The 16,940-nt window shown below is 43.0% G+C and carries 18 protein-coding genes; 5 read left to right on the plus strand and 13 right to left on the minus strand.

Annotated elements, in window-relative coordinates; all coding sequences use genetic code 11:
* From AC27KT_RS00645 to AC27KT_RS00670, 6 genes are all read right to left on the minus strand, one after another.
* On the minus strand, positions 1–1,398 hold the full coding sequence (locus AC27KT_RS00645) for a sensor histidine kinase (RefSeq protein WP_487126534.1): 1,398 nt from the start codon (positions 1,396–1,398) through the stop codon (positions 1–3).
* 62 nt (positions 1,399–1,460) lie between these two features.
* Entirely contained in the window at positions 1,461–1,742 is a 282-nt protein-coding gene (locus AC27KT_RS00650; protein WP_240692144.1) for an EF-hand domain-containing protein, read from the minus strand.
* A gap of 301 nt (positions 1,743–2,043) precedes the next feature.
* The gene (locus AC27KT_RS00655) at positions 2,044–4,113 is read right to left on the minus strand and encodes a putative bifunctional diguanylate cyclase/phosphodiesterase (protein WP_487126536.1); all 2,070 of its coding nucleotides are present in this window, start codon (positions 4,111–4,113) and stop codon (positions 2,044–2,046) included.
* A gap of 162 nt (positions 4,114–4,275) precedes the next feature.
* Complete coding sequence (locus tag AC27KT_RS00660) at positions 4,276–4,719, minus strand: tellurite resistance TerB family protein (RefSeq protein WP_487126538.1); 444 nt, start codon at positions 4,717–4,719, stop codon at positions 4,276–4,278.
* A gap of 151 nt (positions 4,720–4,870) precedes the next feature.
* On the minus strand, positions 4,871–6,559 hold the full coding sequence (locus tag AC27KT_RS00665; RefSeq protein WP_487126540.1) for an ATP-binding SpoIIE family protein phosphatase: 1,689 nt from the start codon (positions 6,557–6,559) through the stop codon (positions 4,871–4,873).
* Positions 6,560–6,579: 20 nt separating this feature from the next.
* Positions 6,580–6,885 (minus strand): STAS domain-containing protein, encoded by a 306-nt coding sequence (locus AC27KT_RS00670; RefSeq protein WP_487126542.1) that lies wholly within the window; start codon positions 6,883–6,885, stop codon positions 6,580–6,582.
* Between the two features lie 170 nt (positions 6,886–7,055).
* Between AC27KT_RS00670 and yciH the strand changes: the two genes are divergently transcribed.
* The 3 genes from yciH to pheA all read left to right on the plus strand — a co-directional run bounded on the left by yciH (position 7,056) and on the right by pheA (position 9,742).
* On the plus strand, positions 7,056–7,388 hold the full coding sequence (yciH, locus tag AC27KT_RS00675) for a stress response translation initiation inhibitor YciH (RefSeq protein ID WP_487126544.1): 333 nt from the start codon (positions 7,056–7,058) through the stop codon (positions 7,386–7,388).
* A gap of 61 nt (positions 7,389–7,449) precedes the next feature.
* Positions 7,450–8,250 (plus strand): response regulator, encoded by an 801-nt coding sequence (locus tag AC27KT_RS00680; protein WP_487126546.1) that lies wholly within the window; start codon positions 7,450–7,452, stop codon positions 8,248–8,250.
* A gap of 310 nt (positions 8,251–8,560) precedes the next feature.
* Positions 8,561–9,742 carry a prephenate dehydratase gene (gene pheA / locus AC27KT_RS00685; RefSeq protein WP_039216761.1) on the plus strand — a complete coding sequence of 394 codons (1,182 nt, stop codon included), beginning with the start codon at positions 8,561–8,563 and terminating at the stop codon, positions 9,740–9,742.
* Positions 9,743–9,798: 56 nt separating this feature from the next.
* Here pheA and tyrA read toward each other — a convergent pair whose 3' ends face one another.
* Positions 9,799–10,953 carry a bifunctional chorismate mutase/prephenate dehydrogenase gene (tyrA, locus tag AC27KT_RS00690; RefSeq protein ID WP_487126549.1) on the minus strand — a complete coding sequence of 385 codons (1,155 nt, stop codon included), beginning with the start codon at positions 10,951–10,953 and terminating at the stop codon, positions 9,799–9,801.
* A gap of 77 nt (positions 10,954–11,030) precedes the next feature.
* Positions 11,031–12,119 carry a 3-deoxy-7-phosphoheptulonate synthase gene (locus AC27KT_RS00695; RefSeq protein WP_487126551.1) on the minus strand — a complete coding sequence of 363 codons (1,089 nt, stop codon included), beginning with the start codon at positions 12,117–12,119 and terminating at the stop codon, positions 11,031–11,033.
* Between the two features lie 428 nt (positions 12,120–12,547).
* Here AC27KT_RS00695 and AC27KT_RS00700 point away from each other — a divergent pair, with 428 nt between their 5' ends.
* Positions 12,548–13,264 carry an enoyl-CoA hydratase/isomerase family protein gene (locus AC27KT_RS00700; protein ID WP_487126553.1) on the plus strand — a complete coding sequence of 239 codons (717 nt, stop codon included), beginning with the start codon at positions 12,548–12,550 and terminating at the stop codon, positions 13,262–13,264.
* 84 nt (positions 13,265–13,348) lie between these two features.
* Here AC27KT_RS00700 and AC27KT_RS00705 read toward each other — a convergent pair whose 3' ends face one another.
* The 5 genes from AC27KT_RS00705 to rpsP all read right to left on the minus strand — a co-directional run bounded on the left by AC27KT_RS00705 (position 13,349) and on the right by rpsP (position 16,050).
* The gene (locus AC27KT_RS00705) at positions 13,349–13,984 is read right to left on the minus strand and encodes a trimeric intracellular cation channel family protein (RefSeq protein ID WP_487126555.1); all 636 of its coding nucleotides are present in this window, start codon (positions 13,982–13,984) and stop codon (positions 13,349–13,351) included.
* Positions 13,985–14,113: 129 nt separating this feature from the next.
* Positions 14,114–14,473 (minus strand): 50S ribosomal protein L19, encoded by a 360-nt coding sequence (rplS, locus tag AC27KT_RS00710; protein ID WP_024015986.1) that lies wholly within the window; start codon positions 14,471–14,473, stop codon positions 14,114–14,116.
* An 18-nt stretch (positions 14,474–14,491) separates the two neighbouring features.
* The gene (gene trmD / locus AC27KT_RS00715) at positions 14,492–15,253 is read right to left on the minus strand and encodes a tRNA (guanosine(37)-N1)-methyltransferase TrmD (RefSeq protein WP_487126557.1); all 762 of its coding nucleotides are present in this window, start codon (positions 15,251–15,253) and stop codon (positions 14,492–14,494) included.
* The gene (gene rimM, locus AC27KT_RS00720; protein WP_487126559.1) at positions 15,254–15,775 is read right to left on the minus strand and encodes a ribosome maturation factor RimM; all 522 of its coding nucleotides are present in this window, start codon (positions 15,773–15,775) and stop codon (positions 15,254–15,256) included.
* A gap of 23 nt (positions 15,776–15,798) precedes the next feature.
* Positions 15,799–16,050 (minus strand): 30S ribosomal protein S16, encoded by a 252-nt coding sequence (gene rpsP / locus AC27KT_RS00725; RefSeq protein WP_014948832.1) that lies wholly within the window; start codon positions 16,048–16,050, stop codon positions 15,799–15,801.
* Positions 16,051–16,437: 387 nt separating this feature from the next.
* Between rpsP and AC27KT_RS00730 the strand changes: the two genes are divergently transcribed.
* Positions 16,438–16,932, plus strand: coding sequence for a hypothetical protein (locus AC27KT_RS00730; RefSeq protein WP_487126562.1), 495 nt, complete (start codon positions 16,438–16,440; stop codon positions 16,930–16,932).
* The last annotated feature ends 8 nt before the right edge of the window (positions 16,933–16,940 follow it).

Consider the following 16,940-nt stretch of genomic DNA (forward strand, 5'->3'; position numbering starts at 1 on the left):
TTATTTTTCCTGTCGCGGAATGGTCACTCTAAAGCAAACATCGGCATAGTCTACATCTACAACTTTTACATCACCATGCATTAGTCGAGCGCAATCGGCAACAATTGATAACCCTAACCCCGTTCCAATAACGTTGTCGTTTCTTGGCTCGGTTCCTCGAATAAAAGGTTCAAATAGCGTGTGTACCGATTCTGGCGCAATACGTTTCCCACGGTTTGCTACGTCCAGTACAAGGTTATCATTTTCGTTATAAAGGCTAATATTAATTGGTCTTCCAATCGCACCGTGCGCAACGGCATTGGACACTAAATTATCGAGTATTCTTCTAAACAACTCTTCGTCTACATGCACTGTAGGTGCGGAAATATTTACATCCACCTCTCTTTCTTGAATAGCAAGGGCATAATCGTCTAAACAGGCGGTGACCAGCTTTTCTGCGTCGCTTTCAACTATTTTGGGTTGCGCCTGTTGTAAGAGCAAATTGTAGTCGAGCAGTTTTTCAACCAAAGTATTGAGGCGCTGTGTGCTGCCGGTAAGTAATGACAACACTTCTCGCTGAGCGTTGTTTAATTCACCTACCACGTTTTCCGACAACAAACTGCAGCCTTCTTTTATACTCGCTAACGGGGTTTTAAGCTCGTGAGCGGCATGCCGTAGTAAAGCAGTTCTGATGTGCTCTAGCTGTTGTAAACGATCGTAGAGCCAGTGCAAATCCTTTTCGACATCTATAAGTTCTCTGGGGGCCTGCTTAGACAATGGCGGAAGCTGACCATCGCTATGCGCCATGATCCGTATAATTTTTTTGAGGTTATTGACAGGGTTTACAATCAGTTGGCTGCCCATCAATATAAGCAGTAACGACACGCTTACCAACATTGCTGTGGACCACGCTTGCTTTGCCTGCATAGCGTTTAAGTCGTCTTGCTGAACTTTAACCCGCTCTGTTATTGCCGCTTCTACATCATCGCGTAACTGATCTACGCTATCGCCAACCGACGCTAAATATGCGTTAAGCAATAGTTGGTCTTCTATGACTCGGTATTCAGCGAGTTGGTTAAGTTGCTCGGACAGTCGAGAACATGTTGCTGGAACAGAAAGCGCCTGACATAAGTTATCAGCCGCTACGGCAAACTGGTCTATAGCATTATCAGAAAGCTGCGCTACTCGCTCATTACGCAGAACAGCAAACTGTCTAATACTGCGCTCTACATCAACCACGGCATTATCTAAACGCTGCATGTCGCTAACGACGTCCACCACAAAACGCGTTTCCAGCGTAGTCATTTGACCGACTTTAGCTAGGTCACTTTGACTTTGCCATAACAGTGCTATGAGCGGGATGAGGGCCAGTACAAAACTACCTAACGTTAACTGCCTTAGTGAACCAAGTTGTACCAAGCGTTCACCAAACGATACCTTGTTTATCAGAACCTTACCCTCATCGATGTTGATATTCTTATCTACTCACCTGCTGTGAGCTTTTCATTACCCGGTGTAAGCTTGCTCTTTGCCAATTCAGCTTCAGAAAGCTTACCGTCTTCGTTGTCGTCAATCAGACCAAAGTTACGCAGTAATCCTGTGTGTCTTACCGCTTCCTTAAGAGAAATTAAGCCGTCTTTGTCTGTATCTAACTGTTGCATAAGCGAACGCGCCGGTGTGGCATGCGCATCCGCTACCGAAATGGCTTGCACTGCCGCAACAGCACAAAGTGCTAAGAAAACTTTTTCGAGACGTTTCATCATGAATCCTCCGCTAAACGCTTGTTAAAATCCTTCTCAATTTGCCAATTTTTATCCTATGGCTTCTACCACCAATGAATAATAAAGGCATATGGATGTTACCATTAGTCTTCAATTAACCACATCATTAATGCATCTAAACTTGTTATGCGATTTTCAGACCATAATAAATATAGTCTTTAAAAACAGAAAGATAAGAAAACAATGATATTTAAATATGGGTAAACCATGGACGGGTGTTGCAATAAAGAAACACTGGTAGTGAGAGTATGTCGGCAACAATACCGACATACATATTTTGGCATCAGGTAAATTGTTCAGCTTTGTAATAGCAAGGAGAAGCAACGAGCTCGTTTATAGGCACTGGCTTGCTGAACATGAAACCTTGAACATTGTCACAACCGTGCGCTTTAAGATATTGCCACTGCTCAAGATTTTCTATTCCCTCAGCGCACACTGAAAGAGATAATCGTTTTGCCAAATCAATTATAGCACCTGTTACTAAGCGACTGCGTTCAGATGATTGAATTTCTGTCACAAACTGCCTATCGACTTTAAGCGTATCAATATTGATTTGAGTGAGATAACTCAAGGAGGAATATCCCGTGCCAAAATCGTCGAGGGCAATCGCACACCCCATATTGCCAATGCGTCTGAAAAACTTGTTGGAAAGCGCAAAGTTTTCAAGATAGGCGCTTTCAGTCACTTCAAATTCAATGTTCTCGGGGTTTACATCGTAAAGCGTAAAAGTATTGTAGATATAGTCGAACAGTTGATTACTTCTCAGGTCGTGGCCAGATAGATTAATTGACGCTCTAAAAGCGCCCACAGCCCAACGCCTGAGATCAGGCATATCTATACACACTCGACTTATTACCCATCGAGTAATCGCGGTAATCTTTCCACCTTGTTCTGCTATAGGAATAAATTCGTTTGGCATAACTAGCCCAAATTCAGGATGTTGCCAACGTATTAATGCCTCAACGCCAATAACATTTCCGTCGTTGTTGACTTTTACTTGGTAATAAACAACAAACTCATCATTTGCTATCCCTTGCTCTATGCCGTTAGCCAAATGTAGTTTGCGTTTGTGAGATTCCACCATATCTGGCGTAAATAGCGTATAACTTCCCCTTCCTCTCGCCTTCGAGCGATACATGGCCAGGTCGGCATTGCTCATGAGTTCACTTAAATCGTAACCCGCATCAGAAGCGGTAGCCACGCCTACGCTCAAGCCAACAGTTAAAGAAAGCCCTCTAAGCTCAAAGGGTTCATCAAACGCTGTAATTAATCTCATTGCGAGACGCTTGGCCTGGTCGGTCGTTGCATCTCGATCTGGAAGCACTAAGAATTCATCGCCACCTAAACGAGCAAACAAGTCACCGTCTCTGAGTAGACACTGCACTCTATCAGCTACTTCTATTAAAATTAAATCGCCTGTCTCATGCCCTAAAGAATCATTTATTCCTTTAAATCCATCGAGGTCAAAAAATAAAAGCAACAAATCTTCATCGTTTCTTTTCGCTCTTGCTAATTCCAACCTAAGGTTATCAAGAACAAATTGCCGATTGGGTAAGCCTGTTAGGCTATCAAAATTAGCCAGGCGAGACATGGTTTCTTGCTGATCAACCAATGTTTGTTTCTGTTCAAAGTTAACCAGAAGCTCAACTTCGATCGCGTCTAGTAAGCTGTTAATGTTGCTAGCTATTCTACCTATTTCATTAGATGAGTGAATTGAGCTTCTAAGCGCATAATCTTTGGTTTCAAAGACTTGCTGAGTAAATCGGCCTAATGAGGCAAGCGGTGAAATTAAGCGATATAGAATGGAAATACACACCCCGGCACACAATAACCAAAGTGCAAGCATAACGGGGGCTTGTTCCAAAATTTGTCGAGCACTATTCGCAGACTGTAACTTGTTGATGTCAATATAAATGACAATGTGACCCATAGGATAGAGGCTACTTCCCACAATTTGGTGATCAACGATAACTCCTTCGTATTGCGAGATGCCAAAAGGAACATTTTTTGGTGATGTAGGTAGGGATGCATTACTTATCTCGAGCACTCTCTCTGGCTGAACAGCCGAAATCACATTAAAATGATTATCGTAAAGGAACGCGGATAAAAGATGCTCGTGCTCTTTGATTGGCTGAAAAAGTGAAGAGAACAATGCATTGTTACCGGGGTTTCTTTCCATCATCACTGACAATTGTAGTGCTAGAGAGTTACTCAAGGCAGCGGTATTATTTTTCACGACGGTAACAACTGATTCGTGATGGTCTAGCCTATTGACCAAGGCAACTGCGATGATCAAAACAGACATGGATAAGGCAATGGCGAGCCCAATCGGAATTTTTAACGTTCTAAACACTCATGTGTCCTTGCTTTACAACTGTTCTTATAGCGGAATAGGCAAGGAATATTTATCCAAACACTACCACTTATTTATTATTCTGAGCGTAATAGTAAGTCACGTGCTTTGAAATTAACAACGTATTTTTGTTTAAGTAGGCAGCACTGTTCTGGAAGTGGATTATTTAGAACCTTCTGCAATCTCAAGCTTAGTCTTAATGAATTGGCTATGAGGCACATACAACAAGTCAGCTATTTGTCTTATGGTGCTCTCTTCTAGTGGCGCTAAGGATTCATCGGCATAGGCTATTGCCCAAAGACCTTTGATTACGCTAACTTTTTCGTCTGCAGAATAATGTTTATTGAGCACCTGAGTAAAATGCACAAGGTCAACAGCATCATCAGCCGTTTCCTGTCCTTGTTCTAATAGCAATGCTATCGCCTCATCATCAACATTAATAAGGCGCTTTAGCTGTTTTTTATATTCGTCCTTTTCAGTTTGAGTTACCTGATTGTCAGCATTGACTAACTCGCTAAGTAAGGCAGCTGTGGCAAGTTCGATCGTGTATTCAGGTTTTGCTTTGTTGTGTGATTCTTCAAATAGTTTCAAAAAAGATTTCAGCATGATGCCTCTGGTTAGTGGCTATAACAGCGCAGCTGTTCGATTAAGATAAATGAGTATTGGAATAATTATTACTAAGGAAAAGAGGATTTCGATTAGTTGTTTAAAAACGTGGATAGATTAGCTTAGGTGGCCGCTCTTTTTCCACACTAAGCTAGTTTCCTTGCTGCTGACGAGTACTAAGTAAGCAAATAACTTTACTGCCATTCTTTTCAAACCAGACTCGCTCACACAGTGTCTGAATTAAAGGAAGGCCTCGTCCAAAGCATTCATCATTAGATAAATGCGATCTCGCTAAATATGCTTTTTTTTCCCACTGGAATCCATTTCCACTATCTTCTACCGAAACGAGCACTTTTCCCCTATCGGGTAAAGATTCTACTCTAACGATGATTCGACCGCGGCTTAAAGCTTGTAGAGATGCCTCTCTATTTTCGTAATATTGGTGAAACCCCGCGCTGTCTTGTTTAAGTTTCGAGTCCAGCTTTAAAATACCGTGCTCAAGTGCATTATTAAAAAGTTCTGATAACACGGTAAACATAATTGAACGAATGCTCTGTATACCCTCGCACTGTCCAGCCAATTGAAGTACTCGTGGCAGAGCATCGGGTTGCTTTAGGTGCTCGGCATCAAGAGTGACTTCATGTACTGATGGAAAACCAAATTCGACTTGGTTGCTCAAAGGCATTTTTACTGGCCTTGAGGTAAATACTACTAACGTGACATCATCTTGAAATGTAGACGTTGCGCAGTGGGCCTTAGCGCGGCTGAATAGTGAGTTAGCATCGACAATGCCTTCTTCTATCATTTGTTCTTTTACTATTTCTGCTAACCCTTCTTCCAACAACATATCGCCATCATCATTCGCAATTTCGATAAGTCCGTCACTGCAAATGATTAACTGCTCATTGTGCCCTAAATTAACAATATCAATGTCAGTGTTAAGCTCATGTTCTTCCAAAACGCCCAAAGCCATGTGACGAGAAGATATTTTACGCAACGCTCTGTTTGACTTGGCTGGAATAATCGCCGCAGGCATCCCGCCCTGCCATAAATTTATGCGGTTTCCTGCTGCGTTAATCTCTCCAACTACAGCGGCCATAAACATATCACTAGGCAAAAACTTAGTGAGGATTTGGTTTAATTCACTAACAATTTCAGATACCGATACGCCTTGTTGACTTAGCTCTTGGAATGCACGGGTTACAGGTAGTGCGCCAATAGCCGAAGCAAGCCCGTGTCCAGTGAAGTCCCCCACAATGAAATAAATGCCCCCACTAGGGCTTGCTTCGCACAAAAATAAATCACCGTTAAAGGTTTCGGCAGGTTGAAGAAAGCAATCGAAATGCATCTGCACTTCCGGGCGATTAACTATGGCATGACTAAAGATATGCTCAACAATAGCGTGTTCCCGTGCCACTCTTTGATTAAAAAGCCGCAGGCTCTTGTTCTGAAGTTCAACGTGTTCACTTAACGCACGTATTTTTAAGTGCGCCCTAATTTTTGCAATTAAGATATGACGGTCAAAAGGTTTTGTAGCAAAGTCGTTCCCCCCTACTTCTAAACAGCGCACTAAACTGTCTTTGTCTTCTAGGGCAGTGATAAACAGAATAGGAAGATAAGGGCCTTTAGCAAGTTGACGGATCTTTGGTGCAACATCAAAACCAGACAGCCCAGGCATAACAACATCGAGCAAAACCAAATCTGGCTGCTCTTCAATAAATGTTTCAATCGCCTCTATACCATCCACTGCTTCAACGCATTCTGTATAGCCGGCGTTATAGAGCATGTTGGTCAAGAGAGTACGGTTGATAGCCTCGTCATCAACAATGAGGATTTTCAAAAGAAGAAGTCCTATTCAGGCTACTTAATTTCGAACTTTTTATCGAACCGGGATATTTTGAGAATTTTTGCCACCTGAGGTCTGGCGTTCTCGATACTGTAGGAGAGTTCTTTGCCTGCTAATGTTTTCTGCATGTTCAATAGCATGCCTAGTGCTGAGCTATCCATATACTCGGTACGAGACAAGTCAACAGCGATATGAGTTACGCCGTCATTCAGTTCGCTGTATGCGTTTCTAAAATCTTCAACTTTACTGAAATCAAATTTTGTTCCTACATCGATTACCAATTCTTTCCCTTGATTCTGGTAGCTTGACGTTATTTCCATATGCTTTCCTTAAAATGTCAGCAGAAATGCTTCAATACATGCTTTTAACTTTGCTATCCTTATCTTAGTTGAACTTTTTTACATCGCCATCGTGAAGTGCTTAAACTTTCGTATGATTAAGTTTCGACAAGCATAATAAGGATGGTTTTACGTATTTTATTGAGGTATCTATGCAAGATTGGCAAGACGCTCTTTTGGTCTACAGTACAGAGAGCGGCAAAATAAAGCCTGAGCAAAAAACAGAGCAACGTTCAGTTTCTTCAGACGGCGTAGTTCGTATTCACAGAGAAACGAAAGGTCGCAAAGGAAAAGGCGTGTCGTTGATTAAAGGACTAGATCTTCCTTCTGACGAACTAAAGAAACTTGGCTCAGAATTAAAAAAGAAATGCGGTTGCGGTGGAGCGGTTAAAGACGGCGTCATTGAAGTACAAACAGATGACAGAGAAAAACTGCGCACGCTGCTAATCGACAAAGGGTACAAAGTTAAGCTTGCGGGTGGTTAGCGATTGACGATCGCTTGTACGCTCTCACTTTTTCATAAACATATAACAAAAAGAGTCTGAAATGGAAAAGCTGTCAATTTCTGATTTACATATTATTTTGGTTGAACCATCTGACACACAACGAAAAATTATCACTACGTTGCTGTTGAAAGAAAACGTTAAGGAAATTGACCCAGTCAGTACCCTTTCCGAAGCCCGATCAGCGGTTAAAGCCCATGGCGCCGACTTAATAGTTAGTGCAATGTATTATGAGGACGGAACCGCACTAGAGCTCCTCAAATTTATAAAAGAAGACGACGCATTTAAGAGCATTCCATTTATGCTCGTCTCTAGTGAAAATCGATTAAGTAAATTGGAAGAATTCAAACAGGCGGGTGTCGCAGCCATTCTTCCAAAGCCATTTGAACCACTTCATTTATCACGTGCGCTTAATGCGAGCCTAGACCTTATCAATCACGACGAATTAGAGCTGGACTTATTTGATGTACACGACGTTCGTGTGCTGCTTGTTGATGACAGTAAACTTGCTCGGAATCATATTAGACGAGTACTTGAAGGAATGGGACTGCAGCGAATCCAAGAAGCTGAAAATGGTGCAGCTGCGCTTACTTTGATAAAAGACCAAGCTTTCGATTTAGTAGTTACTGACTACAACATGCCTGAAATGGACGGTCGAGAGCTGTCTGAATTCATTCGCTTTAATCCAGAAACCACGCATATTCCTATTATTATGGTGACATCTGAATCGGCAGACAGTGCCCATATGGCCAACATTCAGCAAACCGGTGTAAATGCCTTGTGCGACAAGCCTTTTGAGCCAAATGAAGTACGCCAGATGCTGTCAGCGCTTTTAGGTAATTAGCCTTCATAGCATGCTTGTTTTAAACGAATGCTACATATCGTGAAACTGCGCGATGTGTAGCAAACTCATTTTTAGTTCTTTTTCAAGACCCTCATATCAAAAACAACTATACATTTTGTAAAAATGGGTTGACACACATAGGGGTTCGACATACATTCAAGGTCATGAAACAGATAATAAAGCACGTAGCATTTTTCTTTTTTGCGTTTACATCCTTTTATTAGGGAGGCGCAGCTACATGCATGAAAACCTCCCACTTGGGAGGTTTTTTTTTAGCAACACTTATTTATAAGATACGCACGGGAATGATATGTCAGACAATGCATTAGATACTGTTAGAGAGCGCATTACCGCGTTAGACAGTGAATTACTTACACTACTCTCAGAACGCAGAAAGTTAACCAATGAAGTGGCTGAGACGAAAATAAAGCACCACATTCCTGTAAGAGATCAAAAGCGTGAAGAACAGCTATTAGTGAGGTTAATAAAAGAAGGCCAAAGCATTGGTTTAGATCCTCATTACGTAACACAAATTTTTCACGTTATTATTGAAGATTCAGTTTTGAACCAGCAGGCCATGCTTGCCGAGCGCGCTAACCCTGGCAGCACACTACCGTTAAACCGAGTAGCGTTCCTAGGCGACAAAGGCTCTTACTCCTACCTTGCTACACAGAAATATTTTTCACGCAGACCTGGAGAGCTGTTAGAAATTGGCTGCCAAAGCTTCGCTGAAATTATTCATAAAGTAGAGAGTACAGAAGCCGATTACGCGGTACTACCCATTGAAAACACAACCTCTGGCAGTATCAATGAAGTGTACGACCAGCTGCAACACACACAACTAAGCATTATTGGTGAGCTTACCCACCCTATCCGCCATACTTTGTTAGTGGGAACCAATACCAGCATCGATAAAATTAAAACGCTTTATGCACACCCTCAAGTGTTCACTCAATGTAGCCATTTCTTAGCCGAGCTAGGCAACGTTGAAGTAAAGACTATGGACAGCACAAGCTCTGCCATGTTGACCGTTAGTGAACTTCAGCGCGACGACGTAGCGGCTATTGGAAGTGAAGCAGGCGGCAACCTTTATGGACTGATGGCAATAAAGAGTAACTTGGCAAACCAAAAAGAAAACCATAGCCGCTTTATTGTTGTTGCTCGCAATCCTGTGGTTGTCCCTTTGCAAGTACCAGCTAAAACAACCCTCGTTATGTCTACTATTCAAAAGCCAGGTGCGCTTGTAGAGGCCTTATTAGTGCTTCGAGAGAACAGCATCAATATGACCAAGCTTGAATCCCGCCCTATTCCAGGCAACCCTTGGGAAGAAATGTTCTATATTGATGTGGAAGGCAATGTAGAAGATGGCCCTGTGCAAAACGCCCTTGATGCATTGCGTGGAATTACACGCTATATCAAGGTACTAGGATGCTATCCGAGTGAAGAAATTAGCCCGACCAAAGTGGCTGCCGCGAGTGCGCTGGCTGACTAACATAGAAGAAGCGAGCTTTTAGCTCGCTTCTTGCTCTTGACCCATCCTAATGAACACTACTTATCTCTTAAAAGCTGACCGTCATCCGCTTTTAACAACATCTGTTTGCTGTCTACTAAGCACTTCTTCGCATAGTCTCCGAACCACGCGCCGACTTTAATAAACTGTTCTACAAAACCTTTTTTATCGCCATTTTCAAGTAATGATAGTGCAATCCCGAAGCGTTCGTAAAAGCGGCGCAGAAGTGCAAAGTTATCAGGGTTATTGAAGATAATATCGGCATACAATTGAGGTGACTGAGCGAATAATCTGCCTACCATTGCCAACTCTAGACGATATATTGGAGAGCTAAACATGGTAAGAGATTCAAGATTAGGATCTTCACCTTTTAGGTGTTGTCCGTAAACAAAGGTGTTGAAGTGGCGCATAACCTGAATGTACGCCATGGCTTGGTCGTGTTCTTGCGCGCTGGAGTCGTGAATTGTGGCTCCCCAAATTCGCATTTGTTCAATAAGCCAACTGTACTTGTCGCTGTCACGACCGTCGCACACTACCACTACCTGCTTAATCATGCCTGGTGCGTCAGGACCAAACATCGGGTGTAATCCAACGACAGGGCCGCTATGTACGGCAAGCATTGCCTCAAGAGGCATAGCCTTGATACTGGTTATATCTGCAAGCACACAGTCTTTTGGCAGCATAGTTAGCTTGCTAATCACAGCTTCTGTTAGGTTAATAGGTACTGCAACAACAACCAGCGAAGCACAGCTTAGTAATGATGTTGCTCTGCCATTTTCCCAATCGTCTTTTTCAACGACCGAAACCTTGTAATTACTTCGTTCAAACAAGCTTACAAACACGCGGCCAAGCGCCCCTGCTCCACCAATAACAACAACGTTATCAATATCAGGTTTTACACAGCGATATTTGTTGTTTTGCGTGTGATAAGACTCTCGCATTACGCGGCGTAATAGGTCTTCAGTGAGATCGGGAGAAACCCCTAATACTTCGGCCTGAGCACGGCGAGAGGCGATCAGCGCTTTTTCACGCTCTGGCACATATACGGGCATGCCAGCTTCTGCCTTTATTTGACCAACTTGGGTGGTAATCTTATTGCGTTTTGCGAGTAATTCGACAAGCTGGGTATCCAGCTCGTCGATACCTTCACGCAGCGTATCTAACTGTTTCAAGTGCTGCGATAAATCGGCCATTCTGTCTTATCCTTGAATCAAATGGCACGGGGGCTTGTGGCCAACATTACTTGGCCACTTTTTGGCGTTACTTGGATTTACGCCACCGTGCGCTTATTTTGGCGTAAGGGTAACACAGTTATTAACTTATCTCTGGTTTGAGATATTAAGTTCTCTGTTGTTTCCCAATCGATACATCCGTCCGTAATTGAAACGCCGTACTCAAGTTCTTCAGGTTTCTTGCCTTCTGCTTTTTGATTACCAGGTTTCAAATGACTTTCCAGCATAACGCCGATGATAGATTGATTGCCCTCTAGAATTTGATTGACCACGTTCTGAGCAACCAACGGCTGGCGGCGATAATCTTTCGAGGAGTTTGCATGGCTGCAATCCACTACTAAGCCTGCTGTCAAACCCGCATCCTGCAGCTCAATTTCACATTCTGACACGCATACCGAGTCGTAGTTTGGCTGCTTTCCACCACGAAGAATAATGTGGCCATCTGGGTTACCGCTGGTGCCGATAATGCTTACCTGACCTTGCTTGTTAATACCCATAAAACGGTGGCCTGAAGCCGCTGACTTAAGCGCATTAATGGCAATATCCAAGCTGCCATCTGTGCCATTTTTAAAACCTACAGGCATAGATAGACCGCTGGCCATTTCACGGTGGGTTTGCGATTCAGAGGTACGCGCACCGATAGCTGCCCAGCTAAACAGCTCTGCAAGATATTGTGGGCTAATTGGATCTAGTGCCTCTGTTGCAACAGGTAGCTCTAATTCAGCAAGCCAAATTAACAGTTCTCTTGCTTTACGAAGACCCGTTTCGATGTCAAATGTACCGTCGATATGCGGGTCGTTAATTAAACCTTTCCAACCTGTTGTAGTACGTGGCTTTTCAAAGTACACACGCATGACGATGAATAGCGTATCTTTGCACGACTCATGAAGCTCTTTAAGCTTAAGCGCGTATTCTTTCGCTGCATCAACATCGTGTATAGAACAGGGTCCACACACAACAAGTAATCTATGGTCGCGGCGGTGAATGATATCAGAAACAATCTTTCTAGACTCAGAAATAGCCGCTAACGCTTTGTCTGATACAGGCAATTCAGCACTCAGCGCTTCTGGGGTAATAAGTACATCTTCAGTACTTACGTGAACATTATTTACGGTGTCCTTGATCATGGGAGCTCTCTTACTCTCTTAACTACAAATAAAAAAAGGAAAACTAAACGCCAAAAGAGTGTGCAATCTGCATGTAAACTTTATTGTACAACCAGCTTTTTCTATATTTCTTTAACGTCATTGACTTTTTAACAACTAAAGCGTAATAGCGCAAGTAATAACGAATAATACTTTAATCTAGGATAGATTCGTAGCGAATGAGCATGACTGAATGGCAATAGCGCGCACCACCAGCCCATTTTTTAACCAGCAGTGAGGTTTATTTCACATAGCCTGTCTAGTTAAGCACCTAGTATCTGCAATATTTGTATAAACGTTCAATACCCGGCAAATTTAATGAGATAATTTACCAACATAAATAAGCTAAATTTCTCATCTATCGACAGATTTCGGTATCATAGCGCGATCAGAATAAAAACGAGAAAACGATGCAAAATTTAGCCCTCACGTACACTGGTAATGTCGCTATTCTAACCATGAAAAATGGTGAAAACCGTCACAACCCTCTCTTTGCAAAGGAGATGCTTTCAGCGTTAGATACCATCGAGCAAAATGAGAGCTGTAAAGCGCTAGTGCTCACGTCAAACGATGAGAAATGCTTTAGTCTAGGTATAGACACAGACTGGCTTATGCCGGCAATGAAAACGGGACGCACTGAAGAAATAAAGCAATTCATGCATGATATGGACGAGGTATTTAAAACTCTTCTTCTTTATCCTCTCCCTGTGATTGCTGCTATCAACGGTCACGCTTTCGGCAATGGTGCAATTTTAGCTTGCGCTTGCGACTTTAGGTTTATGCGTTCAGATAAAGGTTTTTTCTGTTTTCCGGAAGTCGACCTTTCAATCCCCTTCCTGCCCGGTATGATTGAGTTCGTAAAAAAAGCGATGCCGTATCATAGATTTAACGAAATGAAACTTTCAGGAAGACGCGTTTCAGGTAAAGAGTTAGAGCAAGATCACGTGGTAGAAAAGGCTTATGACTCACAAGAAAGCTTACAGGAAGGCGCGCTGAATTACGCTAAAACCTTCGATAAGAAGCGCGGCATTTTTGGCGAACACAAAAAACGTCTGCACAAACATATTATCGATACTATCGACGACGAAAATAAGCCTTTAATAGAAGCACTTTCACTTATAGCGTAGCCGTGTAACTTGATGGGGTGAAGTGCCTTACGTGGTGCTTCATCGTACTCTATAGCTAGAACATGCGTGTTACTGTTTTACTAGTTAGGTTGTACTGGGCTTGGGCGATCTTTTTCTGAACAAGTCTATTTTCACGCCCCAGTGAAGTGATGCAATCCTTAGCAAAACCGTAACGAAAATTGAGCCTAGAATGCACCAAAGATAGGAAATATCCAAAGTAAACAGAGCGGCATAGGTAAGCCCTCCCGCAAAACATGCACTCGCATAAACATCGCCACGCATAACGTAAGGTACTTCTCTACACACCACATCGCGCATAAGACCGCCGAAGATACCGGTCGTCATACCCATCGTTAGGGCGACAATCATTCCGGTTCCACTAATCAAAGCCTTTTCAATACCCATTACGTTGAAGATTGCTAACCCTATCGTGTCAATAAGAATAAAGTAAAAATTGGATGGCGACGGCATATAACGTACAAACAGCACGGTGGCGAAAATGGCAGAATAGGTAGCGAGAAGGTATTCTGACGTTTCGACCCAAAAGATAGGTTTTCCTAAAAGTAAATCTCGTAGTGTGCCGCCACCGAGCGCCGTCATTACGCCGACAACCACAATACCAAAACCATTGATGTTTTTATCGTGTCCAAGCAGCGCACCAGATACGGCAAAAAAAGCGACACCTATTATGCCTAGCACAATAAAATAATCTGAGCTCATTTTTCACTCTATTAAAAAACATTAATCTTTGTATCCAATAAAGTAGAAAAAGGATCGAATTTCAGGCACAAAAAAGCCCGCTTGAAGCGGGCTTTTTCGAAGTTAACAATAACGCAAGGATTAGTAATCTTAGTTAAGCTTCTCTTTGATACGTGCAGATTTACCTGAACGCTCACGTAGATAGTAAAGCTTAGCACGACGAACCGCACCGCGACGTTTAACTTCAATTGAAGAAACTGCCGGGCTGTGTGTTTGGAACACACGCTCAACGCCTTCGCCGCTAGAAATTTTACGCACGGTAAAAGACGAGTGCAGACCACGGTTACGTTTAGCGATAACAACACCTTCATAAGCCTGAAGACGCTCTTTGTCACCTTCGGTAACGCGAACTTTAACAACTACTGTGTCACCTGGACCAAACGCAGGAACATCAGTCTTTAGCTGTGCTTCTTCGATTTTTTTGATGATATCTTGACTGACTTTGCTCATCATATCCTCTCGTCCTAGTTAACTGTCATCTTGCTGCAGTTGCGCTTGGAATAATTCAAGCAAACGCTGCTGCTCCTCAGTCAGAGCTAGGTGATTTAACAATTCAGGGCGACGCTGCCAGGTTCTACCTAATGATTGCATCAATCGCCACTGCCTAATTTTTTCATGGTCCCCACTTAACAACACATCAGGTACCTTTTGACCATCGAGTATTTCGGGCCGCGTATAGTGCGGACAATCCAAAAGACCGTCAGTGAAAGAATCTTCAACTGCTGAAGCTTTATGCCCCAACACGCCAGGAACTAATCGAGCAACCGCATCCATAAGGACCATTGCTGGCAGTTCACCGCCGCTTAGCACGTAATCACCAATAGAGACTTCTTCATCTACATGGCTTTCGATTACTCGCTCGTCGATGCCTTCATATCGGCCGCAAATTAAAATTGTGCGGTCAATGTTAGCAAGGCGCTGTACGCCTGCTTGGTCAAGGGGTTTCCCTTGTGGTGATAAGTAGATCACCTTACTTTTTTCGCCACCAACTTTCTTGGCAGCTTGTATTGCGTCGGTTAGCGGTTTTACCATCATCAGCATACCGGGTCCGCCTCCGTAGGGGCGATCGTCTACTGTACGATGGCGATCATGTGTAAAGTCACGGGGGTTGAAGGTGTCAACCGATAACGTTCCACACTTAACTGCTCGACCTATAACACCCTGTTGGGTAAAAGGGGCAAACATATCTGGAAACAGGCTAACAACGCCGAACCACTTTTCCGGTGTCACTTAAAACCCCGGGTCCCAGTCAACTTTAATGACCTTCGCTTCCTTATCCACCTCTTGTACGACTTCGTCGAACACAAAAGGCAATAGTCTTTCTTTTTGACCAAAAGCATCGCCTACATTCGCTTTAACGTGAATCACGTCGTTAGCACCTGTATTAAACACTTCTTTCACCACACCCAAGTCGTAACCTTGCGTTGTTACTACTTTCATGCCGGTGAGCTCACGCCAATAAACCCCTTCGTCGCCTAAATCAGGCAGCTGTGAAGCGTTTATGTTGATATCCAAGTTTTTGATACGCTCGGCATCATCTCGACTATCAACGCCCACAATTTTTGCAACGAGGCTTTTACCGTGCGGTCGCCACTGGTCAATTTCGTATTCTTTTTCATCGCCAAGAAACCATGGCGCGTACTCAAAAATACCTTCTGGCGTTTCTGTATAGCTGTTGATTTTGACCCAACCTTTAACACCGTACGGTGCGCCAATTTTGCCAACAATCACTTTGTCAGACGCTAGACTCATCTATACCACCAGTTAATAACAGCTTACGCTGCAGATTTTTTCGCTTCTTTTACCAAGCTAGAAACGCGATCTGATAAGCTCGCGCCTACGCCAACCCAGTATTCAACACGCTCTAGATCTACGCGAAGACGTTCCGCTTGACCTTGTGCAGTTGGGTTGAAGAAACCGATGTTTTCAATGAAACGACCGTTTCTTGCACGACGGCTATCAGCCACCACTAGTTGATAAAATGGACGCTTTTTCGCGCCACCACGCTGTAAACGAATAGTAACCATAAATGCCTCAAACTCGTTGTAGCGTTACCGTTAACTTAAGCCTTCAAACTACGACTAAAAATTAGACGCCAATTAGAAGGCCGCCGAATTATACGGATCTCACCGTTCAATGCAAGTAAAAACCTGATTTATCCTTCGTTTAGTTGAATATCGTACTAATAAGAAAGTGATGGGCCAACAGTGCATATTTACATACGCAATTTATCGTAAATTTTTTTACGTATCAGAATTTGATGTATTGTTAAGTAAGCACTATGTATTTAGTGCTTATGGGATGAAGGCCATATGCAGTTTGAAAGATGGCTGTCTACGAGAGACTTGTTTTCTCACTAACGCCTAAGCTTATCTTGGGCATTAGCACATGGTTCACGAAGAAGGATTATTCGAATGAAATTACCATCAGTTTTAATCGCAACCGCATTGGCACCGATTTTTGGCTGCTCTACAGTAGCAGATATGGTTGATCGACAAGCTAAGGTTCAACCAAATGAAGCTCGTATCGACTTTTTCGCCAACCGCGGAGAAGCCTTCGATAACGAAAAAGAGTACGTTAGGCTTATGTGTTTTAACCAACGTCCTAACAATGCGTTAGTTCTGCGTGACATAGAAGAAGGAAAGCACGTTCTGTTCGTTCGAGCCAGTGTTGTAAATACAAATCTGCATATTTCAACCACCCGTGAAGCAATCGTTAGACTTGACGTTGATTTGGAGGGTGGTAAACGGTACTCGCTTAGCCAGACCCGTGATAATCACGATATGAAAGTATGGCTCCAAGAAACGGATTCTGGCGTCCCTGTTTCTGACATCGTTACAACCCGTGTTGAATACCCAAAATCGGTGGGAGATATACGCCTTGAACAATGCAAGGAAGGCACAGTTTAAAAGTACTC

The sequence above is a fragment of the Alteromonas sp. 5NW40-0090 genome (genome assembly GCF_057552975.1).